The sequence below is a fragment of the Amycolatopsis sp. NPDC005232 genome, assembly GCF_040607795.1.
Classification (GTDB): Bacteria; Actinomycetota; Actinomycetes; order Mycobacteriales; family Pseudonocardiaceae; genus Amycolatopsis.
In genome coordinates this window covers 1-21,864 of the sequence record NZ_JBEXHL010000068.1, presented here as the reverse complement: position 1 = coordinate 21,864, position 21,864 = coordinate 1, and the positions used below count along the sequence as shown (strand labels likewise).

The following is a 21,864-nucleotide window of genomic DNA, read 5'->3' as shown; positions in this document are numbered from 1 at the left end:
CCGTTCTTCATCGGTCAACGACACTGGCGGCAGCTTCGAACTCGGCACCCTCACACTCTAACCACTGGCCACGAAATTACGACTCAGGACACTAGAAGTAGTCCGCCAGCGCCGCCCGCGCTTCGCCGAGCCGCGCGGGCCAGCGCAGGGCGAGCAAATACCGCCACACCACCACGAACAGCTCGCGCAAGCGCAGACACGCCTCGACGGAAGCCGCATCCACCACGTCCGGATAGGCCGCCAGGAACGACGGTCCACCCTGTTTCGCCAGGATCGCGAGGTCCCAGGCGAGCGGTCCGCGCCAGGTGTCCTCGAAATCCAGCCAGCACGGCCCTTCCGCGGTCGCGATGACGTTGCCCGGGTGCGCATCGCCGTGCAGGGCCTGGATCCGGTCCGCCGGCAGCGCTTCCGCGAGCCGCAACGCCTCGGCGCGCAGGGAATCCGCGGCACCGTCCATCGTGGCGCCGTGCCGGTCGAGCGCGCCCAGCAGCTCGTCGACGGGCCCGCGCACGGGAAGTTCACCCGGATAGGCAAGCAGTGCCGCGTGGACGGTCGCGAGTGAACTCGCGACTTCGCCCGGCGTGTGCCGATGGTCCGGATCGTGCGGCGTCCAGTGCCAGAGCGTCACCGGCAGCCCGTCGGCGAAATGGGGCCCGGCCGGGGGATCCGTGGTGGGTGAGACGACGAGCACACCACTCTGCGTGAGGTGCCGCGAAACGGCGACGTCGCGCTCGAGCCAGGCCGTCGCGTCGGGCCGCAGCAGGCGCGTCGTCCCGGGCACCCGTGCGACGACGGAACCCAGTCTCACCAGCACGTTCGAGCGTTCGTGGAGGACCTCGGCCGACCCCGTCGCGAGGCCGAGGCGGCGGGCCACCGAGAGGGCCGCGTGGAGCGCGGAAGCCGTGTACGGGTCGGCCATGCGGTGATCTAACCAGCCGGTGCGAGCGACGGTGGGTAGCGAGGGCTACCATCCCTCTAGCCGTCGGATCGGGCCTGTCCCGACCCGCGGCGACCCGGACGATGACCACCACAAGGTTTCAGTGTTGGAGGCAGGAGTGACGGCCGTAGCCCCCAAGCCGATCGCAACGCGCCCATACCCCGCGCGCGAGACGGTTAAGGGTTCGTACCTGCTGCGGTTGTTCCGCACGACGGACCACAAGCAGATCGGCATCATGTACCTGGTCACCTCGTTCGCCTTCTTCATGGCGGGCGGAGCGATGGCCATGCTGATCCGCACGGAGCTGGCCCGCCCGGGCCAGCAGTTCCTGTCGCAGGAGCAGTACAACCAGCTCTTCACCATGCACGGCACGGTGATGCTGCTGCTGTACGCGACCCCGATCCTCTTCGGGTTCGCCAACTTCGTGCTGCCGCTGCAGATCGGTTCGCCCGACGTCGCGTTCCCGCGGCTCAACGCGTTCTCGTACTGGCTCTACCTCTTCGGTGGGCTGATCGTCCTTTCCGGATTCCTGACGCCGGGTGGCGCCGCCGACTTCGGCTGGTTCGCCTACACCCCGCTGTCGGACGCGATCCACTCGCCGGGCGTCGGCGCCGACCTCTGGATCTCCGGCCTGATCGTCTCCGGTCTGGGCACGATCCTCGGTGCGGTCAACATGGTCACCACCGTGGTCTGCCTGCGCGCCCCGGGCATGACGATGTACCGGATGCCCATCTTCACCTGGAACATCCTGGTCACCAGCATCCTGATCCTGCTCGCGTTCCCGATCCTGACCGCGGCCCTGTTCGGCCTGCTGGCGGACCGGCATCTAGGGGCGCACGTCTTCGACCCGGCCAACGGCGGGGTGATCCTCTGGCAACACTTGTTCTGGTTCTTCGGTCACCCAGAGGTGTATATCGTCGCCCTACCGTTCTTCGGGATCGTGTCGGAGATCTTCCCGGTCTTCAGCCGCAAGCCCGTGTTCGGTTACAAGGGCCTGGTCTTCGCGACGCTGGCGATCGCGGCCCTGTCTGTCGCGGTGTGGGCGCACCACATGTACGCCACCGGCGCCGTGCTGCTGCCGTTCTTCTCCTTCATGACCTTCCTGATCGCGGTCCCGACCGGGGTGAAGTTCTTCAACTGGATCGGCACGATGTGGAAGGGCCAGCTGTCCTTCGAAACGCCGATGATCTTCTCGATGGGCTTCATCGTCACGTTCCTCTTCGGCGGTCTGACCGGCATCCTGCTGGCCGCGCCGGCCATCGACTTCCACGTGTCCGACAGCTACTTCGTGGTGGCGCACTTCCACTACGTGCTCTACGGCACGATCGTGTTCGCGACCTTCGCCGGCATCTACTTCTGGTTCCCGAAGATCACGGGCCGGATGATGGACGAGAAGCTCGGCAAGTGGCACTTCTGGACCACGTTCATCGGCTTCCACGGCACGTTCCTGGTCCAGCACTGGCTCGGCGCCGAGGGCATGCCCCGCCGCTACGCCGACTACCTCGCCAGCGACGGGTTCACCACGCTGAACACGATCTCCACGATCGGCGCGTACATCCTCGGTGCGTCCACGCTGCCGTTCATCTGGAACGTGTTCAAGAGCTACCGCTACGGCGAAATCGTCACGGTCGACGACCCGTGGGGCTACGGCAACTCGCTCGAATGGGCGACGTCGTGCCCGCCGCCGCGGCACAACTTCACCGAGCTGCCGCGCATCCGCTCCGAGCGTCCCGCGTTCGAGCTGCACTACCCGCACATGGTGGAACGCATGCACGCCGAAGGTGAGATCGGCTTCTTCGGCAAGCCGCGCCACCAGGCCGCGCCGTCGCAGAAGCTGGTCGACGCGACCATGCCGGGCGACCACGGCAAGGACAACTCGGGCGAGCAGTAAAAGCCCGTTTGACCATCAGGGCGCGTGCCCGGCTTGTGTGAAGCCGGGCACGCGCCCTTTTTGCGCTCGGTCATCCGCGCCAGACTGAGCGTGCTCGCACAGCGCCGAACGAGGGATAGAGCCCAGTGACCCAGACGCCCGTCCTGATCACCACGACCGGTCCCGACAAGCCCGGTGTCTCCTCCGTGTTGTTCGCCGTGCTCACCCGCCACGACGTCGACGTGCTCGACGTCGAGCAGGTCGTGATCCGCGGACAGCTCGTGCTCGGCGTTCTCGCCGGCGTCTACCGCGACCCGGAGGGCCTGCAGGAGTCCGTGGAGCAGGCGATGGCGACCGTGGGCATGCAGGTGGAGGTGAAGATCGGCGACGAGATCGGCGCCGACCCGTTCGCCCTCGGCAAGCAGGACTCGTCCCACGTGCTGGTGATGTTGGGCCGTCCGGTGACGGCGCGGTCGTTCTCCGAGGTCGCGGCGCGGCTGGCCGCCCTCGGCGCGAACATCGACTCGATCCGCAGCGTCGCCGACTACCCGGTGACCGGGCTGGAGCTGTACGTCTCGGTCCGCGAAGACACCGAGGCCGCCGACGCCGAGCTGCGGTCGGCGCTGGCCGACGCTGCCTCGACCGCCGCCGTGGACGTCGCGGTGGAGCGCGCGGGCATCAGCCGGCGCGCGAAGCGGCTGGTGGTGTTCGACGTCGACTCCACGCTGGTGCAGGGTGAGGTCATCGAGATGCTCGGCGCGCACGCCGGCGTCGAGGCGCAGGTTCGCGAGATCACCGAGGCCGCGATGCGTGGCGAGCTGAACTTCACCGAGTCGCTCGAACAGCGCGTCTCGCTGCTGGCCGGGCTGCCCGCGACGGTGCTCGACGAGGTCGCGGCCTCAATCGAGCTCACGCCGGGCGCGCGCACGACCGTGCGCACGCTCAAGCGCATGGGCTTCCGCTGCGGCGTGGTCTCGGGTGGGTTCACGCAGGTCATCGACCACCTCGTGGACGAACTCGGCCTCGACTTCGCGGCGGCCAACGAGCTGGAGATCGTCGACGGCAAGCTCACCGGCCGCGTCGTCGGCGAGGTCGTGGACCGCGCGGGCAAGGCGAAGGCGCTTCGCCGCTTCGCCGAGGACTACGGCATCCCGCTGGGCCAGTGCGTCGCCGTCGGCGACGGGGCGAACGACATCGACATGCTGGCGGCGGCCGGCATGGGCGTGGCGTTCAACGCGAAGCCCGCGCTGCGCGAGGTCGCGGACACCGCGCTTTCGCACCCCTACCTGGACGCGGTGCTGTTCGTCCTGGGCGTCACGCGCGCCGAGGTCGAGGCGGCCGACGCCGCCGACGGGCTGGAGCTGGTCAGGCCGTGAACCACGTGCTGGAGCCGCTGGGCAGCCGCTACGCGTACTGGCTGGGGCTGCCCGCGGAGGACACGTCCGACACCTCCGACGAGGACCCGGCGCAGGTGCGCGCGATGCCGGTCATCCTGCGCATCGAACGCGCCGAGCCGCCCGGCCGCACGCCCCTGCTCGAGGCGGCCGCCGCCGCGGCGCTGGCCGTGTGCCTCGACGAACGCTCCGAGCCCGGCGGCGAATGGGCCGAGCCGATGCACGCGTGGCTGGACAACCGCATCCGCAAGGTCGCGCGGCGAGCCCGGGGCACGCACTGGCAGGCCGTACTGGACCTGCCGGGCATCACCGTCGAGGTCGACGGCGCCGAGGTGCGGGCGCTCGTGCCCGGACTGGTCAGCGAGACGCCGAAGGAGGTGTCGCGCCTGCAGATCTCCGGCAGCGAGCTGCCGCCCGACACCCCGGGTACGGCCCCTGAGGGCGTGCCGCTGCTGCTGCTCAACCCGGAGGTTCCGATGACCGTCGGCAAGGCCTCCGCGCAGGTCGGGCACGCGACGATGATCCTGGCCTCCCTGCTGTCGGAAGCCGAGCTGGCGGCGTGGGCGGCGCAGGACTACCGCGTGGCCGTGCGGACGCCGTCGCCCGCGCGGTGGAAGGAACTGTGCCCCGTGGACGACCCCGAGGCCGGCTGGCGCGAGGACCGCGTGATCGCCGTCCGGGACGCGGGGTTCACCGAGGTCGATCCCGGCACGATCACGGTGCTGGCGCAGTACCCGGTGTGAGTGCGGTGCGTCTCGACGCGGAACACCGGTGGGCCGCTTGCGGTTTTGATCAGTAGACGACGTCGTGAGGAGCGGGCGATGACCCTGGAAGTGCAGCGCGAAGGCGAGCACCAGTTCGTGGGACGCAACGAGCGCGGCGCGGAGGTGCGGATCGGGCGCAAGGGCGCGGAAGGCTCGTTCTCACCGGCCGAACTGCTGCAGATCGCGACCGCGGGCTGCTCCGCCGTGACCGCGGAGAACCTGATCACGCGCCGCATCGGCGAGGACTCGAAGTTCCGCGTCGGCGTCACGGCTGATCGCCGCGAAGGTGCTTCGGAGCTCGACGGCGTGCACGTGACTTTCGACGTCGACGTGTCTTCGCTCGACGCGGAACAGCGCGAAGCCCTCGCGACCGCGGTGGACCGCGCGATCGACCGCCTGTGCACCGTGAGCCGGACGCTGAAGAAAGCCATCCCCGTCACGGAGTCCTTCCCGACCGCCTGACGCAGCAAGAGCCGAGGCCCCACGCGAGGGCCTCGGCTCTGCTCTGTATCGAGGAGGTCTGTGCGGGAAAGTCAGCTCTGCCAGACCACGTACGCCTGGTCGGCGTCCGTGGTCATGGCCTCGATGAACTTCTCGTTGTCGAAGCCGGGCAGCGACTGGAGGCGCTCGATGAGGGCGTCGGCCGCCGGGTCTCCACTGGGGACGGCCGTGCCCTTGCCGTCGTTGCCGACGAGCATGAAGAACACGTCCTCGTTCCACGGGCCGTCCGGGATCACTCTGACCATCACGGACGAGAGCTCCGCCCACTGGACGGCCTCTTCGCTGCCATCGGCGAGACGGCGCCGCACCCCGGTGTCGTCGACACTGACGGTCCGGGATCGTGCGCTGGACGAATCCTGGGTCAACCGGTGCTCCCTGTCGTGTTCGTTCTCTTCACCGTACCCGCCCGGGTTGTGCGCGCCGTCACGCGGGCGCCGCCGCGTCGAGCCGCTTCAGCGCGTCGCGCGCGACCTGGGGATCCGTGGTGGGCCAGAAGGGCGGCAGCGACGCGCGCACGAAACCGCCGTACCGCGCGGTTGCCAGGCGCGAGTCCAGCACCGCGACCACACCGCGGTCGGTCATCGAGCGGTGCAGCCGGCCCGTGCCCTGCGCGAGCAGCAGCGCCGCGTGCGTGGCCGCGACCGTGAGGAACCCGTTGCCACCACGGGCTTCCACGGCCCGTTGGCGTGCCGACAGCACCGGGTCGTCGGGGCGCGGGAACGGGATCCGGTCCACCACCACGAGCTGCAGCGACGGCCCCGGCACGTCGACGCCCTGCCACAGCGTGAGCGTGCCGAACAAGCACGTGCGCGGCTCGTCGGTGAACTGGCGCACCAGCGTGGGCATCGAGTCGTCGCCCTGGCACAGGATCGGGTAGTCGAGCCGCTCGCGCATCGCTTCGGCGGCCTGCTTGGCCGCGCGCATCGAGGAGAACAACCCCAGCGTGCGCCCGCCCGCGGCCTCGATCAATCCGGCGAGTTCGTCCATTGTGGACTCCGCCAGCCCGTCGCGGCCCGGCGGCGGCAGGTGCTTTGCGAGGTAGAGGATCCCGTTGCGCCGGTGGTCGAAGGGCGAGCCGACGTCGAGGCCCGTCCACTTCGGTCCCTTGTCCTCGTCGGCCGGCGCTTCCTTGTCCGTGGCCGTACCGGGCGCCTTCGTGACGCGTGCGCCGCCTGGCGGCAGGCCCCACTGCCGCGCCATGGTGTCGAACTCGCCGCCCAGGGTCAGCGTCGCCGACGTGAGCACGGTGGTGTTGAGGTTGAACACGCGCTCGCGCAGCAGCCCCGCGACGCCCAGTGGTGCCACCTTCAACGCCGGCGGCCTCGGGTTCGCCGAGTAGCGGTCGCCCGTGAGCCACACGACGTCGCGCTGGTGCGCCAGATCCTCGTCGTACGCGTCGAGCAGGCGCGCGGCGGTGTCGTGCACCTCTTCGAGCAGCGAGCGCGCCAGCTTGCGCGCGGTGGCCCCGTCGACGTCTTCCTTGCGGTCTGAACCCAGCGCCGTCAGGCAGGCCTTCGCCGCGTCGCGCACCGCGGGGATCGCGCCGTTGAGCGCCTGCGGCAGCGTATCCAGCCGCCCGGCCGGGAGATCGTCGAGGATCAGCGCGAGGCCGTCGCTCGCTTCCAGCAGGCGGTCGGCGACGTCGGCGTCGATCAGCCGCCCGCAGCGGCGCGCGGCCGCGGACACCATGGCGCTGGTCAGCTCCCCGGTGGCGACGGACGTGACGCGGTCGACCAGGTCGTGAGCCTCGTCGATGATCACGAGGTCGTGGTCGGGCAGCACCTGGTAGCCCTGCAACGCGTCGATGGCGAGCAGCGCGTGGTTGGTCACGACCACATCCGCGCGCCCGGCCTCGGCCCGCGCGCGTTCGGCGAAGCAGTCGGTGCCGATCGGGCAGCGCGCCGCGCCGAGACATTCCCTGGCGGTCACGGAAACCTGGCGCCAAGCCTGGTCGGAGACACCCGGCACGAGCTCGTCGCGGTCACCGGTCTCGGTATCCGAAGACCACTCGTGCAGCCGCGTGACCTCCTTGCCCAGCCGGGAAACGGCGAACGGGTCGAACAGCTGCGCGTCTTCGGGCTCGTCGGGCGCGCCCGTGTCGAGCCGGTGCAGGCACAGGTAGTTGCGGCGGCCCTTGAGGATCGCGAAGGTCGGTTCGCGGCCCAGCGGCTTCTTCAGCGCCTTCGCCAGGCGTGGCAGGTCGCGGTCCACGAGCTGGCGCTGCAGCGCGATCGTGGCCGTGGAGACCACGACGGTGGCTTCCTTCTCCACCGCGTGGCGGATCGCGGGCACCAGGTACGCCAGCGACTTCCCGGTTCCCGTACCCGCTTGCACGGCGAGGTGTTCGCCGGTGCGGATGGCGTGGCCGACGGCGTCGGCCATCTTCACCTGGCCCGGCCGCTCGGCTCCGCCCACGGACTCCACAGCATGGGTGAGGAGTTCGAGGACGCCGGGGAAATCACTTCGAGCGGGCACAGCGATACACGATAGCCGCCGGGGCCGACAGGTTTGGCGCTCCGGCACGAACGGGCCGCTCGTGCCGGGGCGCCGCGCACTCAGTCTTCCTTGTGCAGGCGCGCCACCGCGGCCCACGCGAGTGGCAGGACACCCGCCGCCACCACGATCTTCAGCGCGTCGCCGATCAGGAACGGCACCACGCCCTTGGCGAACGCCGTCGAGAAGTCGAAGCCGGCGGCGGCCATCAGCCACGGCACGCCGAACGCGTAGACCACGACGTTGCCGAGCACCATGGTCCCCACCGTGCGCAGCGGAGTGCGGTCACCACCGCGGCGGGCGAGCGCGCCCACGAGCGCACCGGCGAAAACGAACCCGACGACGTACCCGGCCGAAGCGCCGGACAGACCCGACGTCGCGCCCTGGAACCACGGCACGCCGGCCGCGCCGACGAGCAGGTACAGCAGCATCGAGGCGGCGCCGCGGCGCATGCCGAGCGAGGCGCCCACGAGCAGCGCGGCGAACGTCTGGCCGGTCATCGGCACCGGGCTGCCCGGGACGGGGATGACCAGCTGCGCGGCCACGCCGGTGAGCAGGGCGCCGCCGGCGACCAGCGTCAGGTCGCGCACCAGGGCGCCGGGCACGAGGTCGGCCAGCACCTGGCGGCGACCGGTGAGGGACAGCGACGACACGGAGACCTCCCACGATCGAAAACGGACGTTCGAGGAGGTTAACGCTCGTTACCCCGGGTTTCCCCGACAAGTTGCGTTCCTCACCACACCACTCGTCCGGGTGGTGTAGGGGTTGTGACGTTTCGCGGGGGTGCCCTGCTGCCGAGGATGCAACCACAGGTCGAAGGGAGCACGGGTGATGCGCGGACGGGTCTTGGTCACGGCGACGGCACTGCTGGGCGCGGCCGCCGCGGGACTACCGGCCCCGGCGCTCGCCGACGGCCCCACCTCCACCGGCTGGGGCTCGTCGGGCAGCGTCGACGTGCTGGTCGACAACCAGCACGTGGTCACCGGCGACCTCGCCCGCTGCGACGCCGACGGTCCCACCACCGCGCGCACCACCGGCGGCGACACCGGCGACGTCGCGGTGTTCGGCCTCGGCGCCACCACGTGCGGCCGCAACGGCGCCGTGGTCACCGTGGCGACGGGCGGTCAGCGGTTCGAGGCCGACGTGCTCAAGCGCTTCGGCGGCCCGGCGATCACCGTCCGCACCTACTCCGCGGGCTGCTCGACCACCAAGAACGGCAGCAGCGGCACGGTCTCGATCGGCGAGGTCGGGGGGTTCACCGTGCCGTCGTCGATCCCCGCGAACTACCGCGTGCTGATCCCCGGCGGCGAGGCGGGCACGGCGCTGGCGGCGGTCACGATCAACGAGACCGTGACTCCGCAGCCAGCCGACGGCAGCCTCGTGACGCACGCCGTGCACATCCAGCTGTTCCCGCAGGGTGGCCCGGCCAGCGGTGACATCTACCTCGGCACCGCCGCCTGCAACCCGTTCGGCAACGGCGGCGCACCGCAGCCGCCATCCTGACCTGCCGGCCTACCCATCCGGTCGCAAGCCCCCAATGTGGCGTTCGTTGCGCTGAACGCACCGAACGCCACATTGGGTGCGTTGAACGCAACCAACGCCGCATTGGGTGCGTTGGAGTGGTCTATTGAGGACGGTCAGGACGCGGCGGGCACCACAGCGGTGCCGGAGTAGGTGACGCCGGCCTTGTCGAAGTCGGCCAGCGTCGCGTCCACTGTCGGCTGCGAACCGCCGACGGTGAGGTCCAGCAGCACCTTCACGCCGAATCCGGCCTGCGCGGCGTCGAGCGCCGTGGCGCGCACGCAGAAGTCCGTGGCGATGCCGACGACCTCGACCTCGGTCACGTCGTTGGCGCGCAGCCACTCCTCGAGCGACCGGCCGTCGCCGGACTTGCCCTCGAAGCCGGAGTACGCCGCGGTGTACTCGCCCTTCGAGAACACGGCCGTGATCGGCACGACGTCGAGCGACGGGTGGAACGACGCGCCCGCGGTGCCCGCGACGCAGTGGCGCGGCCAGCTCGTGGAGAAGTTCGGCGTGTCGCTGAAGTGGTCGCCCGGGTCGACGTGGTGGTCGCGGGTGGCGACCACGTGGTCGTAGCCCCCTTCCGCGGCCTGGCGCGAGATGGCCTCCGCGGCGGCCGCGCCGCCGGGCAGGCCCAGCGAGCCGCCCTCACAGAAGTCGTTCTGCACGTCCACCACGATCAGCGCGGTTCCCATTTCTCGGCTCCCTCTACAGAAACGTCGTCGGTATCGCGGGCTCGCCGTGCGAGAGCTTGAGCCCTTCCCACGGCAGGCTGATCTGTGCGCGCCGCAACCGGGCCCGCGCGTCGTCCAGCGTGGGCAGATCATCCACCGCGCGGCCGCCGCGCACCAGGGGGATCTGCAGGTCAAGATCGTGTTCCTCGGGCTTCGGACGGCCCGAGGCCTCCGTCCACACGACCTCTTCCACAGCGGTGCCGGTGGAGCGGTGCCGCCGCAGCGAGTGCTTGCGTCCGCCGCGGGATTCCTTGTGCGCGCTGCGTTTCGCGACAGGCCGGCCGTCGACCTCCACCAGCTTGTAGACCATGCCGGCGGTCGGCGCGCCCGAGCCGGTGACCACGGAGGTTCCGACGCCGTACGCGTCCACCGGCTCCGCGCGCAGCGCCGCGATGGCGTGCTCGTCGAGGTCGCCGGACACCACGATGCGGGTGTCCCGCGCACCTAGGGAGTCGAGCTGGTCACGGGCCTTGCGCGCGAGCGGGCCGACGTCGCCCGAGTCGATCCGGATCGCGCCGAGCTCGGACCCGGCGACGCGGACGGCGGCCTCGATGCCGGCGGTGATGTCGTAGGTGTCCACGAGCAGGGTCGTGTCCGGGCCCATCTTGTCCACCTGCGCGCGGAACGCCTGCTCCTCGCTGTCGTGCAGCAGCATGAAGGCGTGCGCGACGGTGCCGCGCGTGGGAATGCCGTAGCGGCGCCCGGCCTCGAGGTTCGACGTGGTCGCGAAGCCCGCGATGTACGCGGCGCGCGCGGCGGCGACAGCGGCGTACTCGTGGGTGCGCCGCCCGCCCATCTCGATGATCGGGCGCCCGTGCGCGGCGCCGGCCATGCGGGCGGCCGCGGAGGCGACGGCGCTGTCGTGGTTGAGGATCGACAGCGCCAGCGTCTCCAGCACCACGGCCTCGGCGAACGTGCCGCTCACGGTGAGGATCGGCGAGCCAGGGAAGTACAGCTCACCCTCGGGGTAGCCCTCGATGTCGCCGGAGAACTCGTAGCCGGCCAGCCACGACAGCGTCGCGTCGTCGACCACCGCCGTCTGCTCCAGCACGGTCAGCTCGGCGTCGGTGAACCGGAAGTCGGCGATCGCGTCGAGGACGCGCGCGGTTCCGGCGACGACGCCGTAGCGCCGCCCGTCGGGCAGCCGGCGCGCGAAGACCTCGAACACGCAGGGCCGCTCCGCAGTCCCGTCGGCCAGCGCGCTGCCCAGCATGGTCAGCTCGTAGTGGTCGGTGAGCAGCGCCGTGCTGGCGCTGGTTACCGGCTCGGGTGCACCCATGGGGCCAGCCTATTCACCCACATGGCCGGACCTGGCGCGGCGTACCCCGTGACCCCCGTGACACCATGGGGTGCATGTCCACGCCTGTCGCATCCGAACAGACGCAGGTTGATCCACTCGGGGCAGAGGTCGCCGAGGAGGACAAGCCGTGGCGGACCGTCGTGTGGAACGATCCGGTCAACCTGATGTCGTACGTGACGTACGTGTTCCAGAAGTTGTTCGGCTACAGCCGGGACCACGCGACGAAACTGATGCTCGACGTGCACCACAAGGGCAAGGCGATCGTGTCGTCGGGGTCCAAGGAGAAGGTGGAGACGGACGTGGCGAAGCTGCACGCCGCCGGGCTGTGGGCGACGATGGAGCAGCCCTCGTGAAGGCGTGGCGCCGCAAGGGCGACGTGATCCTCGCGGGGTTCGAGCAGCAGGAGGCCGCCGTGCTGCGCGGCCTGGTCAGCCAGCTCGAGGACATGCTCCAAGCGCGGGCCGAGGAAGCGCCGCAGGACGAGCTGGCCGAGCTCACCGGCATCCGCACCGGCCCGTCGGAGTCGCCCGACGACCCGGTGCTCTCGCGGCTGCTGCCCGATTTTCACAAGCTCGACCCCGACAACCCCTCCCGCGAGGACCTCGACTCCGCGGCGGCCATGCGCTCGCTGCACGAGCCCGAGCTGCTGGAGACGAAGGTCGGCGTGGCGAAGGTCGTGCTCGACACGCTCCCGCGCGACGGCGGCGACGTGCACCTGGACGTCGAGCAGGCCGACGCGTGGCTGGGCGCGCTCAACGACGTGCGCCTCGCGCTGGGCACGGCGCTCGACGTCACCGAGGACATGCCCGACGAGCTGCCCGACGACGACCCCCGCGCCCCACACCTTGGCGTGTACCACTGGCTGACTTGGGTGCAGGAGACGCTGATCCAGGCGCTGACCGCGTGATCACCGACGTTCCGGGTGTCCTCGTCGGGCACCACCACCGCCTCGCCGACGGCTGGGCCACCGGCACCACCGTGGTCCTCGTGCCGGACGGCGCGACGGGCGCGGTCGACCAGCGTGGCGGCGCGCCCGGCACGCGCGAGACCAACCTGCTGGAGCCGGAGAACCTGGTGCAGCGCGTGAACGCCGTGTGCCTTTCGGGCGGCAGCGCGTACGGGCTGGCCGCGGCCGACGGCGTGATGCGCTGGCTGTCCGAGCGCAACCTGGGCTTCCCCGTCGGGCTCCAGCCGCACGAGGTCGTGCCCATCGTGCCCGGTGCGGTGCTGTTCGATCTTCCGCGCAGCGACTGGGGCAACCGGCCGGACGCGGCTTTCGGTTACGCCGCTTGCGAAGCGGCCTCGAAGACGTTCGCCTCGGGCACGGTCGGTGCCGGCACCGGGGCCGTGGTCGGGTCGCTCAAGGGCGGCATCGGCTCGGCGAGCGAGGTGGTCGACGGCGTGACCGTCGGGGCGCTGGCGGCCGTGAACGCCGGCGGCGAGGCCGTGGACTTCGCGACCGGGCGCGCGTTCGCCGCGGATCACGAGGTCGCGGGCGAGTTCGGCGTCCGCTGGCCTTCGCGGCCGGGTGAGGTGCCACTGGCGCGGACCGACCTGAACACCACGATCGGCGTGGTCGCGTGCGACGCGGCGCTGTCGAAGGCCGAGGCGCGCCGGCTCGCGGTGGCGGCGCAGGACGGCCTGGCCCGCGCCGTTCGCCCGGCCCACACGATGTTCGACGGCGACACGGTCTTCGCACTGGCCACGGGGGCTCGCGAGCTGCCCGCCGGCGTCGGCACGTTCGCCGATGGCCGGCGCGCGGCGGCGCTCGACGCGTTGTGCTCGGCCGCCGCGCGGGTGTTCGCCCGCGCGATGGTCCACGGGCTGCTCACAGCCACCGCTGCCGGTGGGGTGGCGGCGTACCGGGACGTGTGGCCCGAGGCGTTCGAGGATTAGAGGTCCGGCAGCGGGTCCTGCGGGGCCCACACACCGTCGCGTTCGAGGTCGGCGGCCCGGATCGCGACGATGTCGGCCTCGTCGATCTCCAGCACGAGATCCGCGAACGAGACCGTCGGACCCAGCGAGGGGTGTTCCTCCACCGGCCCGAGTTCGGTGGAGCGCGGCAGCACCTCCCACACCGACTTCGGCCGCAGCCGCCTGAAGCGGCCGCAGTTGAGCACGACCACGCGGCGATCGGTGACTACCACCAGGAAGCCGTAGAGCGCCGCCATCCCGTTGAGGTAGAGCGAGTTGCCGGCGAACACGTATTGGATCCGGTCGCCGTCGGGCAGGAACGGCAGGCAGCGGTCGCGGACCTTCGGCGGTACAGGCACGCCTGAAATTGTCCCCGACCAGGTGCCTGAGCGGAAGGTCTCACAGTCTGGACAGGGTGGGTCCACCACCTAAGATGTCGAATGTGCTCCGGATCCGCCGTGAATTCGTCGACGAGATCGTCGCCCATGCCCGCCGTGACCACCCCGACGAGGCGTGTGGGGTGATCGCCGGTCCCGTGGGCTCCGACAGCCCCGAACGGTTCATCCCGATGCTGAACGCGGCACGGTCACCGACGTTCTACGAGTTCGACTCGGGTGACCTGCTCAAGCTCTACCGCGAGATGGACGCGAACGACGAGGTGCCCGTGGTGATCTACCACTCGCACACCGCGACGGAGGCCTACCCGTCGCGCACCGACGCGAACATTGCCGCCGAACCCGACGCGCACTACGTGCTCGTCTCCACGAAGGACCCCGATTCGCACGAGTTCCGCTCGTACCGGATCGTGGACGCCGAGATCACCGAGGAGCCGGTCGAGATCGTCGACTGAGCTGCCGGAATAAGGGCTGCGTCCCGCGCGTCAGCTTCACAGAACCCACTTCGGAGGTAGAAAACCATGGCCGTGACCGTCTCCATCCCGACCATCCTGCGCACGCACACCGGCGGCGAGAAGTCCGTCGAGGCGGCGGGCAAGACCGTCCTCGAGGTGATCGACGACGTCGAGTCGCGCCACTCCGGGCTGAAGGCGCGCCTGGTCAAGGAGGAGAAGCTGCACCGTTTCATCAACGTCTACGTCAACGACGAGGACGTGCGCTTCGCCGGTGGCCTCGCGGCCGAGGTGAAGGACGGCGACACGCTGACCATCCTGCCCGCCGTGGCCGGCGGCGCGCGCTAAACCCATGGCCCGCTACGAGTCCCTGCTCGACGCGCTCGGCGGCACGCCGCTGGTGGGGCTGCCCCGGCTCTCGCCCACCCACGACGTGCGGTTGTGGGCGAAACTCGAGGACCGCAACCCGACCGGTTCGATCAAGGACCGGCCGGCGCTGGCCATGATCGAGGCCGCCGAGCGGGAGGGCCGCCTGCGGCGTGGCTCGACGATCCTCGAGCCGACCTCGGGCAACACCGGTATCTCGCTCGCCATGGCCGCGAAGCTCAAGGGCTACGGCCTGGTGTGCGTGATGCCGGAGAACACCTCCACCGAGCGCAAACAGCTGCTGCAGGCCTACGGCGCGCGGATCGTGTTCTCGCCGGCGGCGGGCGGCTCGAACGAAGCCGTGCGGCGGGCCAAGGAGCTGGCCGAGCAGAACCCCGACTGGGTGATGCTCTACCAGTACGGCAACCCGGCCAACGCCGACGCGCACTACCGCGGTACGGGCCCTGAGCTGCTGAAGGACCTGCCGACGATCACCCACTTCGTCGGCGGCCTCGGCACGACGGGGACTTTGGTGGGTGTCGGGCGGTACCTGCACGAGGCGAAGCCGGGCGTGCAGATCATCGCGGCCGAGCCCCGTTATGGCGAGCTCGTGTACGGCCTGCGCAACCTCGACGAGGGGTTCGTGCCGGAGCTGTACGACCCCAGCGTGCTGAACGGGCGCTACTCCGTCGGCGCGTACGACGCGCTTCGGCGGACGCGTGAGCTGCTGGAGAACGAGGGCATTTTCGCGGGTATCTCGACGGGCGCGGTGCTGCATGCCGCGTTGGCCGTCGCCGAGAAGGCCGCCGCTCGCGGAGAGGCCGCGGACGTCGCCTTCGTCGTGGCGGACGCCGGTTGGAAGTACCTGTCCACGGGCGCGTACGCGGGTTCGCTCGACGAAGCCGCCGCGCGGCTGGACGGGCAGCTCTGGGCGTGAAGACGATCGGGCTCCTGGGCGGCATGAGCTGGGAGTCTTCGGCGGAGTACTACCGCCTGGTGAACGAGCGCGTGCGGTCGGCCCTGGGCGGGTACCACTCCGCGCGGGTGGTGCTCTACTCCGTGGACTTCGCGGAGATCGAGGCGCTGCAGGCTTCGGGCGACTGGGCGGCGGCGGGGGAGTTGCTGGCCGCCGCCGCTTCGGCCTTGGAAGCGGCGGGCGCGGATGTGATCGTGTTGTGCACCAACACGATGCACAAGGTGGCTTCGGCCCTGCGGCTGCGGGTGCCGTTCCTGCACCTGGGGGACACGACGGCCGCGGCGGTGCTGTCCGCCGGGATTTCCTCGGTGGGCCTGCTGGGGACCGCGTTCACGATGAGTCAGCCGTTCTACCGTGAACGCCTTGCGGCGCACGGACTCTCGGTGCTGGTTCCGTCCGAAGTGGACCAGGAACTGGTGCACCGGGTGATCTACGACGAGCTGGTGCAGGGCGTTGTCCGGCCGGCTTCGCGGGCGGCGTATCGCGAGGTGATCGCGCGGCTGGTTCTCGCGGGAGCCGAGGGCGTGATCTACGGCTGCACGGAGATCGAGCTGCTGGTCGACCAGTCCGACAGCTCGGTCCCGGTCTTCCCGACCACGCGGCTGCACGCGGAGGCCGCGGTGGACTGGGCGTTGGCGCTTCGGGAGCTGCCGCCGGCTCCGGCCTGAGCTTCTGGCAGCGTGCTGGCAGGGCGCGCCAGGTGGGTGGCAGCGCGGTGTGCGCGCCGTGCCAGTGGATCACGGCAACCTTCGGTTCGAGGGCAGCTCGAACGGCTGCTCCGAACCCGAGGGAGCCATCATGAACACCGTCACGATCATCGGCGCCGGCCTCGGCGGCCTCACCCTCGCCCGCGTGCTGCACGTCCACGGCATTCCCGCGACGGTCTACGAAGCCGAGGCGTCCGCGGGCGCGCGGGCGCAGGGCGGCATGCTTGACATCCACGACTACAACGGCCAGATCGCCGTCGCGGCTTGCGGCCTGACGGACGAGTTCACCGGCCTCATTCTCGATGGCCGTCAGCAGATGCGGATCCTCGACAAGCACGGGACCGTGCTGCTCGACAAGGCCGACGACGGCACCGGAGGCCGCCCTGAAGTGCAACGCGGAGAGCTGCGGCAGCTGCTGCTCGACTCGCTTCCCGCCGGCACCGTGCGCTGGGGTCACAAGGTCACCTCGGCCCGCACGCTCGCGGATGGCCGCCACGAGGTGACGTTCGCCGACGGCAGCGTCGTGCTCGCCGACCTGCTGGTCGGTGCGGACGGCGCGTGGTCCCGCGTCCGCCCGCTGCTTTCGTCCGCCGTCCCGACGTATGCGGGCACGGCAATGGTCGAGACCTATCTGTACGAGGCTGACACCCGCCACCCCGCCACCGCCGCGGTCGTCGGCGGCGGCTCGCTGGGCGCGATGGGGTCGGACAAGGGGATCATGGCCCACCGCGAAAGCGGGGACACGCTTCACACGTACGTGTCGCTGACGCGTTCGCTGGACTGGTTCGAGGCGATCGACTTCACCGATCCCGCGGTGTCCGCTGCCCGTGTCGCCGAGGAATTCGCCGGCTGGGCCCCGGAAATCACCGCGCTGATCACCGACGGCGACACCCCGCCGGTACTGCGCCCGTCCTACGTCCTGCCGCTCGAGCACCGCTGGGCCCGCGTCCCGGGTGTCACCCTCGTCGGCGACGCGGCCCACCTCATGCCGCCCAACGGCGAAGGCGCCAACCTCGCCATGCTCGACGCCGCGGAGCTCGCCCAGGCCCTCGCCGCCCACCCGGACGACGTCGAGACCGCGCTTGCCGCGTACGAGGCGACGATGTTCCCGCGCAGCACCGAAATCGCGGTCACCAGCGCCGAGTTCGAGGAGGCGATGGCCGGGCAGTCCGAGGAGTCCGCCACGGAAAACATGATCAAGATCTTCTCCGAACTGGGCGCGGGCGAGAGCCCCTTCGAATCTCGGCGTTAGCCTCGAAGCCGTGCCCGACACCTTCGAGACCGCCCTGTGGATGATGCGGCGCCACAACCCGCAGACCCGGGAAGGCGGCTTTCAGCTGCTGCTCGCCGAGGTCACCGAGCACGTCGAGGCGCTGATCGCGGAGTTCGAGCGGGAGACCGAGGACCTCGGTCTGCGCTGCTGGCTGCTGGAGCTGATCGGCGAGGCGGAGGCGCCCGAGGCGCTGCCCGTCCTCGCCGCCCAGCTCGACAGTCCCGACGAATCCTTGCGCAGCTGGGCAATCCGCGGGCTGGAACGCCTGAACAACCCCGAAGCCCGGACGGTTTTGTGGCGGGCGAGGGCCAACGGGACGATCACCTAGGTCGAGTCCGGTTCGGGTCGAGGCCGCGCCGCCGTCCACGCGCGATGCGTGATGGTTCGGCGGGCCGGCCCCGGCACCGTCGCGGCGGTCGCGAGCACGGCCCTGAACTCGAACATCAGGGAATTCACCCGAGGCCACCCGCACCGGACGGACGTAGCCTGGAACACGTGAGCACACTCCCACCGCAGCCCATGCCGTTCGGGGACCAGCCGGCGGACAAGGCGAAGGCCACCGACGTGGCGAAGCGCATCCTGCCGCCCAACCCCAAGGCGGCGGCGATCGTCGCGGTGGGGTTCACGCTCGTGCTCTACCTGGTGGAGCTGCTGGATGTGATCCTGCCCGCGAACCTCGACCACGGGGGCATCGTGTCGAGGCAGCTGTCGGGGCTCGACGGGATCCTGTGGGCGCCGCTGCTGCACGCCGGGTGGGGGCACCTGTTCTCGAACACCGTGCCGGTGCTCGTGCTGTCGTTCCTGGCGATGGCGGCGGGGATCGGGCGCTGGGCGGTGGTCACGGCGATCATCTGGATCGTGTCGGGCCTGGGGGTCTGGCTGGTCGGGCCGTCGAACACCTACACGGTGGGCGCGTCCGGGCTGGCGTTCGGTTGGTTGGCGTTCCTGCTGGTCCGCGGCATCTTCAACCGGGCGTTCGGGCAGATCGTGGTGGCGGTCGTGCTGCTGGGCGTGTGGAGCGGGATGCTGTGGGGCCTGCTGCCGGGCAACCCCGGCATCTCCTGGCAGGGCCACCTGTTCGGCGCGCTCGCCGGTGTCCTCGCGGCCTGGCTGACGGCGCGGGGCGACCGTCCCAAGAAGAAGGCGGCCGGTAGCCTCGAGGTGTGAGCACCCCGACCGCCGACGCGCCCATCGGGGTTTTCGATTCCGGCGTCGGCGGTCTCACCGTCGCCCGGTCGATCCTCGAGCTGCTGCCGGCGGAGCAGCTGCGCTACGTCGGCGACACCGCACGCAACCCGTACGGCCCCCTCCCCATCGCGACGGCCCGCCAGTACGCCCTCGAAGCCCTCGACGACCTCGTCGAAGGCGGCGTGAAAGCCCTGGTCATCGCGTGCAACACAGCCTCGGCCGCCTGCCTGCGCGACGCCCGTGAGCGCTACGACGTCCCCGTCATCGAGGTCGTCCTGCCCGCCGCTCGTCGCGCCGCGTCGGTCACGCACAGTGGCCGCGTGGGCGTGATCGGGACCGAGGGGACCGTTCGCTCGCGCGCGTACGACGACGCTTTCACCGCGGCGCCCGACGTGCAGCTCACGAGCGTCGCGTGCCACCGGTTCGTCGACTTCGTGGAGCGCGGCATCACGTCCGGGCGCCAGATCCTGGGCCTCGCGCAGGGTTATCTGCAGCCGCTGCTCGAAGCCGAGGTCGACACGCTCGTGCTCGGCTGCACGCACTACCCGCTGCTTTCCGGCGTGCTCCAGATCGTGATGGGCCAGGACGTCACGCTCGTCTCCAGCGCGGACGAGACGGCCAAGGACCTCTACCGCGTGCTCACCGAACTCGACCTCCTGGCCGAGCGCGACACGCCGCCGCAGCACGAGTTCCTCGCCACGGGATCGCCGGAGCCGTTCACGCGGCTGGCGGCGCGGTTCATGGGGTTCGCGCCGGGTGTCCTCGCGCCGACCAGCGCCTAGGCTGAACCACGTGCGACTGACGATCCTCGGCTGCTCGGGCAGCGTCCCCGGCCCGAACGCCGCCGCGTCCGGGTACCTGCTGGAAGCGGAGGGGTTCCGGCTGGGCCTCGAGCTCGGCAACGGCGCGTTCGCGCAGCTGCAGACGGTGCTCGACCCGTTCGACCTCGACGCGCTCGTCCTGTCGCACCTGCACTCGGACCACTGCGCCGACGTCAACTCCCTCACCGTGCTGCGCCGCTACCACCCGGCGCCGCCGTACCCGGCCCGGCCGCGGCAGCTGCCGCTCTACGCCCCGGCGGACGCGCCGGCGCGGCTGGCCCACGCGTACGCCGCCGACGCCGACGAGCGCGCCGCCGTGGACCTGTCCGACGTCTACGCCTTCCACACGCTGCGTGAGGAAACCGTGCGGATCGGACCGTTCGACGTGACGGCCGCGGTGGTGCAGCACCCGACTCCGGCGTTCGGCCTGCGGATCTCCTACGGCGGCGCCATCCTCGCCTACACCGGCGACACCGGCCCGTGTGCCGCGCTGGGCGAGCTGGCCGACGGTGTCGACGTGCTGCTGTCCGAGGCTTCCTGGACGGACGCCGCCGACCGGCCCGACGGCGTGCACCTGTCCGGAAAACAGGCCGGTGAGCTGGCGAAGGACGCCGGCGTCGGGCGGCTGCTGCTCACGCACATCGCGCCGTGGACCGACAGCCGCGCGGTGCTCGCGGAGGCCAACGCGGTGTTCCCGGACAGCGAGCTCGTGACGCAGGGCGCCGTCTACGAGATCTGAGCGGCGGCTTGTCGGGGGCACGTCCTAGAGTGCACCCCGTGACGAGGAAAGATGGCAGGAACGACGACCAGCTCCGAGACATCAAGATCACCCGCGGGTTCCAGAAGTGGCCTGCCGGTTCGGTGCTCATCGAGTTCGGCAACACGCGCGTGCTGTGCGCGGCCAGCGTCACCGAGGGCGTGCCGCGCTGGCGGGCGGGCTCCGGGCTCGGCTGGGTCACGGCGGAGTACGCGATGCTCCCGTCGGCCACCAACACCCGCGGCGACCGCGAAGCCGTGAAGGGCCGCATCGGCGGCCGCACCCACGAGATCTCCCGGCTGATCGGCCGGTCGCTGCGCGCGTGCATCGACCTCGCGGCGCTGGGCGAGAACACGATCGTGATCGACTGCGACGTGATCCAGGCCGACGGCGGCACCCGCACCGCCGCGGTCACCGGCGGCTACGTCGCGCTGCGCGACGCCATCACGTGGCTCGGCGCGGCCAACCGGCTCAACGACCCGCAGCCGCTGTCGTCCTCGGTCGCCGCGGTGAGTGTCGGCGTGGTCGACGGGCGCGTGCGCTTGGACCTGCCGTACGAGGAGGACTCGCGCGCGGAGGTCGACATGAACGTGGTCGCCACCGACGCCGGCACGCTCATCGAGGTGCAGGGCACAGGCGAGGGCGCCACCTTCGCACGGTCCACTTTGGACACCATGCTCGACCTGGCGCTCGCCGGCTGTGCGACGCTCACGCAGCTGCAGAACGAGGCGCTGGCGCTGCCGTACCCGGGCGAGCTGCCGCAGCCGCGCCCGGACAAGAAGAAGGGCGCCAAGTGACGAAGCTGCTGCTGGCCACGCGCAACCAGAAGAAGCTCGGCGAGCTGCGGCGCATCCTCGAGGCCGAGGGCATCTCCGGCATCGAGGTGCTGGGCCTCGCCGACGTCGACGAGTTCCCCGAAGCCCCGGAAACCGCGCCGGACTTCGAGGGCAACGCCGTCGCGAAGGCCCGTGACGCCGTCGCGGCCACGGGTTTGCCTGCCGTCGCCGACGACTCCGGCCTGGCGGTCGACGCGCTGAACGGCATGCCCGGCATCCTGTCCGCCCGCTGGTCCGGCCGCCACGGCGACGACGACGCCAACCTCGACCTGGTGCTCGCCCAGCTCACCGACACGCCCGACGACCGCCGCGGCGCGGCCTTCGTCTGCGCCGCCGCCCTCGTCCTCCCGTCCGGCGAGGAAACCATCGTCCGCGGCGAATGGCGCGGCACCCTGCTGCGCGACCGCCGCGGCACCAACGGCTTCGGCTACGACCCCATCTTCGTCCCGGACGGCGAGTCCCGTTCGTCGGCGGAGCTGGAACCGTCCGAAAAGGACGCGGTCTCTCATCGTGGCCGCGCCTTGCGGGCACTGCTGCCGGCGCTGCGCGACCTCGCCAAGGCCTGAGGCCCCGCCTGAAGCACCCCAATGTGGCGTTCCGACGCCGGCGGTCGGTTCGCACAGCAGCAGGATCGCCGGTTCCTGCGCGAGGCAGCGCCCCACGAG

The 21,864-nt window shown here is 70.9% G+C and carries 26 protein-coding genes; 19 read left to right on the top strand and 7 right to left on the bottom strand.

Annotated elements, in window-relative coordinates; genetic code table 11:
- Positions 1 to 91: 91 nt before the first annotated feature.
- On the bottom strand, positions 92 to 919 hold the full coding sequence (locus ABZU76_RS50515) for a phosphotransferase (RefSeq protein WP_354885336.1): 828 nt from the start codon (positions 917 to 919) through the stop codon (positions 92 to 94).
- A 136-nt stretch (positions 920 to 1,055) separates the two neighbouring features.
- Here ABZU76_RS50515 and ctaD point away from each other — a divergent pair, with 136 nt between their 5' ends.
- The 4 genes from ctaD to ABZU76_RS50495 all read left to right on the top strand — a co-directional run bounded on the left by ctaD (position 1,056) and on the right by ABZU76_RS50495 (position 5,427).
- On the top strand, positions 1,056 to 2,828 hold the full coding sequence (gene ctaD / locus ABZU76_RS50510; protein WP_220243775.1) for a cytochrome c oxidase subunit I: 1,773 nt from the start codon (positions 1,056 to 1,058) through the stop codon (positions 2,826 to 2,828).
- Between the two features lie 125 nt (positions 2,829 to 2,953).
- Positions 2,954 to 4,183, top strand: coding sequence for a phosphoserine phosphatase SerB (gene serB, locus ABZU76_RS50505; RefSeq protein WP_220243774.1), 1,230 nt, complete (start codon positions 2,954 to 2,956; stop codon positions 4,181 to 4,183).
- A complete protein-coding gene (locus ABZU76_RS50500) occupies positions 4,180 to 4,944 on the top strand; it encodes a peptidyl-tRNA hydrolase (RefSeq protein ID WP_354885332.1) in 765 nt (254 codons plus the stop codon). Before serB ends, ABZU76_RS50500 begins: the two co-directional genes overlap by 4 nt.
- Positions 4,945 to 5,022: 78 nt before the next feature.
- Positions 5,023 to 5,427, top strand: a complete 405-nt coding sequence (locus ABZU76_RS50495) for an OsmC family protein (protein ID WP_220243772.1) — start codon at positions 5,023 to 5,025, stop codon at positions 5,425 to 5,427.
- 71 nt (positions 5,428 to 5,498) lie between these two features.
- Here ABZU76_RS50495 and ABZU76_RS50490 read toward each other — a convergent pair whose 3' ends face one another.
- The 3 genes from ABZU76_RS50490 to ABZU76_RS50480 all read right to left on the bottom strand — a co-directional run bounded on the left by ABZU76_RS50490 (position 5,499) and on the right by ABZU76_RS50480 (position 8,612).
- A complete protein-coding gene (locus tag ABZU76_RS50490) occupies positions 5,499 to 5,831 on the bottom strand; it encodes a hypothetical protein (protein ID WP_354885329.1) in 333 nt (110 codons plus the stop codon).
- A gap of 58 nt (positions 5,832 to 5,889) precedes the next feature.
- A complete protein-coding gene (locus tag ABZU76_RS50485; protein ID WP_354885326.1) occupies positions 5,890 to 7,941 on the bottom strand; it encodes an ATP-dependent DNA helicase in 2,052 nt (683 codons plus the stop codon).
- A gap of 80 nt (positions 7,942 to 8,021) precedes the next feature.
- Entirely contained in the window at positions 8,022 to 8,612 is a 591-nt protein-coding gene (locus ABZU76_RS50480) for a biotin transporter BioY (protein ID WP_354885323.1), read from the bottom strand.
- Positions 8,613 to 8,790: 178 nt separating this feature from the next.
- Between ABZU76_RS50480 and ABZU76_RS50475 the strand changes: the two genes are divergently transcribed.
- On the top strand, positions 8,791 to 9,462 hold the full coding sequence (locus ABZU76_RS50475) for a hypothetical protein (protein ID WP_354885320.1): 672 nt from the start codon (positions 8,791 to 8,793) through the stop codon (positions 9,460 to 9,462).
- Between the two features lie 134 nt (positions 9,463 to 9,596).
- On the opposite strand, the gene ABZU76_RS50470 is transcribed toward ABZU76_RS50475, so the two are convergent.
- Together ABZU76_RS50470 and ABZU76_RS50465 are read right to left on the bottom strand one after the other, a co-directional pair.
- The gene (locus tag ABZU76_RS50470; protein WP_220243767.1) at positions 9,597 to 10,175 is read right to left on the bottom strand and encodes an isochorismatase family protein; all 579 of its coding nucleotides are present in this window, start codon (positions 10,173 to 10,175) and stop codon (positions 9,597 to 9,599) included.
- Between the two features lie 13 nt (positions 10,176 to 10,188).
- The gene (locus ABZU76_RS50465; RefSeq protein WP_354885317.1) at positions 10,189 to 11,493 is read right to left on the bottom strand and encodes a nicotinate phosphoribosyltransferase; all 1,305 of its coding nucleotides are present in this window, start codon (positions 11,491 to 11,493) and stop codon (positions 10,189 to 10,191) included.
- Positions 11,494 to 11,567: 74 nt separating this feature from the next.
- Here ABZU76_RS50465 and clpS point away from each other — a divergent pair, with 74 nt between their 5' ends.
- The 3 genes from clpS to ABZU76_RS50450 are packed head-to-tail and all read left to right on the top strand — an operon-like array spanning position 11,568 to position 13,410.
- Entirely contained in the window at positions 11,568 to 11,867 is a 300-nt protein-coding gene (gene clpS, locus ABZU76_RS50460) for an ATP-dependent Clp protease adapter ClpS (protein WP_220243765.1), read from the top strand.
- Positions 11,864 to 12,421, top strand: coding sequence for a DUF2017 domain-containing protein (locus ABZU76_RS50455; RefSeq protein WP_220243764.1), 558 nt, complete (start codon positions 11,864 to 11,866; stop codon positions 12,419 to 12,421). Before clpS ends, ABZU76_RS50455 begins: the two co-directional genes overlap by 4 nt.
- Positions 12,418 to 13,410, top strand: a complete 993-nt coding sequence (locus tag ABZU76_RS50450) for a P1 family peptidase (protein ID WP_354885314.1) — start codon at positions 12,418 to 12,420, stop codon at positions 13,408 to 13,410. The genes ABZU76_RS50455 and ABZU76_RS50450 overlap by 4 nt, the downstream gene beginning before the upstream one ends.
- Here ABZU76_RS50450 and ABZU76_RS50445 read toward each other — a convergent pair.
- The gene (locus ABZU76_RS50445) at positions 13,407 to 13,787 is read right to left on the bottom strand and encodes a hypothetical protein (protein WP_354885311.1); all 381 of its coding nucleotides are present in this window, start codon (positions 13,785 to 13,787) and stop codon (positions 13,407 to 13,409) included. The two genes, ABZU76_RS50450 and ABZU76_RS50445, sit on opposite strands and share 4 nt — an antisense overlap.
- A 74-nt stretch (positions 13,788 to 13,861) precedes the next feature.
- Between ABZU76_RS50445 and ABZU76_RS50440 the strand changes: the two genes are divergently transcribed.
- From ABZU76_RS50440 to rdgB, 11 genes are all read left to right on the top strand, one after another.
- On the top strand, positions 13,862 to 14,278 hold the full coding sequence (locus ABZU76_RS50440) for a M67 family metallopeptidase (RefSeq protein ID WP_220243761.1): 417 nt from the start codon (positions 13,862 to 13,864) through the stop codon (positions 14,276 to 14,278).
- Positions 14,279 to 14,344: 66 nt separating this feature from the next.
- Positions 14,345 to 14,623 (top strand): MoaD/ThiS family protein, encoded by a 279-nt coding sequence (locus ABZU76_RS50435; RefSeq protein WP_220243760.1) that lies wholly within the window; start codon positions 14,345 to 14,347, stop codon positions 14,621 to 14,623.
- A 4-nt stretch (positions 14,624 to 14,627) separates the two neighbouring features.
- On the top strand, positions 14,628 to 15,578 hold the full coding sequence (locus ABZU76_RS50430; RefSeq protein ID WP_220243759.1) for a cysteine synthase: 951 nt from the start codon (positions 14,628 to 14,630) through the stop codon (positions 15,576 to 15,578).
- Positions 15,575 to 16,285: an aspartate/glutamate racemase family protein gene (locus tag ABZU76_RS50425; protein ID WP_354885306.1), complete on the top strand. Its 711-nt coding sequence runs from the start codon at positions 15,575 to 15,577 to the stop codon at positions 16,283 to 16,285. Before ABZU76_RS50430 ends, ABZU76_RS50425 begins: the two co-directional genes overlap by 4 nt.
- A 130-nt stretch (positions 16,286 to 16,415) precedes the next feature.
- Positions 16,416 to 17,576 carry an NAD(P)/FAD-dependent oxidoreductase gene (locus ABZU76_RS50420; protein ID WP_354885303.1) on the top strand — a complete coding sequence of 387 codons (1,161 nt, stop codon included), beginning with the start codon at positions 16,416 to 16,418 and terminating at the stop codon, positions 17,574 to 17,576.
- Between the two features lie 10 nt (positions 17,577 to 17,586).
- Positions 17,587 to 17,925 (top strand): HEAT repeat domain-containing protein, encoded by a 339-nt coding sequence (locus ABZU76_RS50415; protein ID WP_354885300.1) that lies wholly within the window; start codon positions 17,587 to 17,589, stop codon positions 17,923 to 17,925.
- Positions 17,926 to 18,116: 191 nt separating this feature from the next.
- Positions 18,117 to 18,764: a rhomboid family intramembrane serine protease gene (locus ABZU76_RS50410; RefSeq protein ID WP_354885339.1), complete on the top strand. Its 648-nt coding sequence runs from the start codon at positions 18,117 to 18,119 to the stop codon at positions 18,762 to 18,764.
- A complete protein-coding gene (gene murI, locus ABZU76_RS50405; protein ID WP_354885297.1) occupies positions 18,761 to 19,567 on the top strand; it encodes a glutamate racemase in 807 nt (268 codons plus the stop codon). Before ABZU76_RS50410 ends, murI begins: the two co-directional genes overlap by 4 nt.
- A gap of 10 nt (positions 19,568 to 19,577) precedes the next feature.
- Positions 19,578 to 20,345 carry an MBL fold metallo-hydrolase gene (locus ABZU76_RS50400; protein WP_354885295.1) on the top strand — a complete coding sequence of 256 codons (768 nt, stop codon included), beginning with the start codon at positions 19,578 to 19,580 and terminating at the stop codon, positions 20,343 to 20,345.
- 38 nt (positions 20,346 to 20,383) lie between these two features.
- Positions 20,384 to 21,160: a ribonuclease PH gene (gene rph, locus ABZU76_RS50395; protein WP_285972903.1), complete on the top strand. Its 777-nt coding sequence runs from the start codon at positions 20,384 to 20,386 to the stop codon at positions 21,158 to 21,160.
- Positions 21,157 to 21,765 carry an RdgB/HAM1 family non-canonical purine NTP pyrophosphatase gene (gene rdgB, locus ABZU76_RS50390; protein WP_354885291.1) on the top strand — a complete coding sequence of 203 codons (609 nt, stop codon included), beginning with the start codon at positions 21,157 to 21,159 and terminating at the stop codon, positions 21,763 to 21,765. Before rph ends, rdgB begins: the two co-directional genes overlap by 4 nt.
- Positions 21,766 to 21,864: the final 99 nt, after the last annotated feature.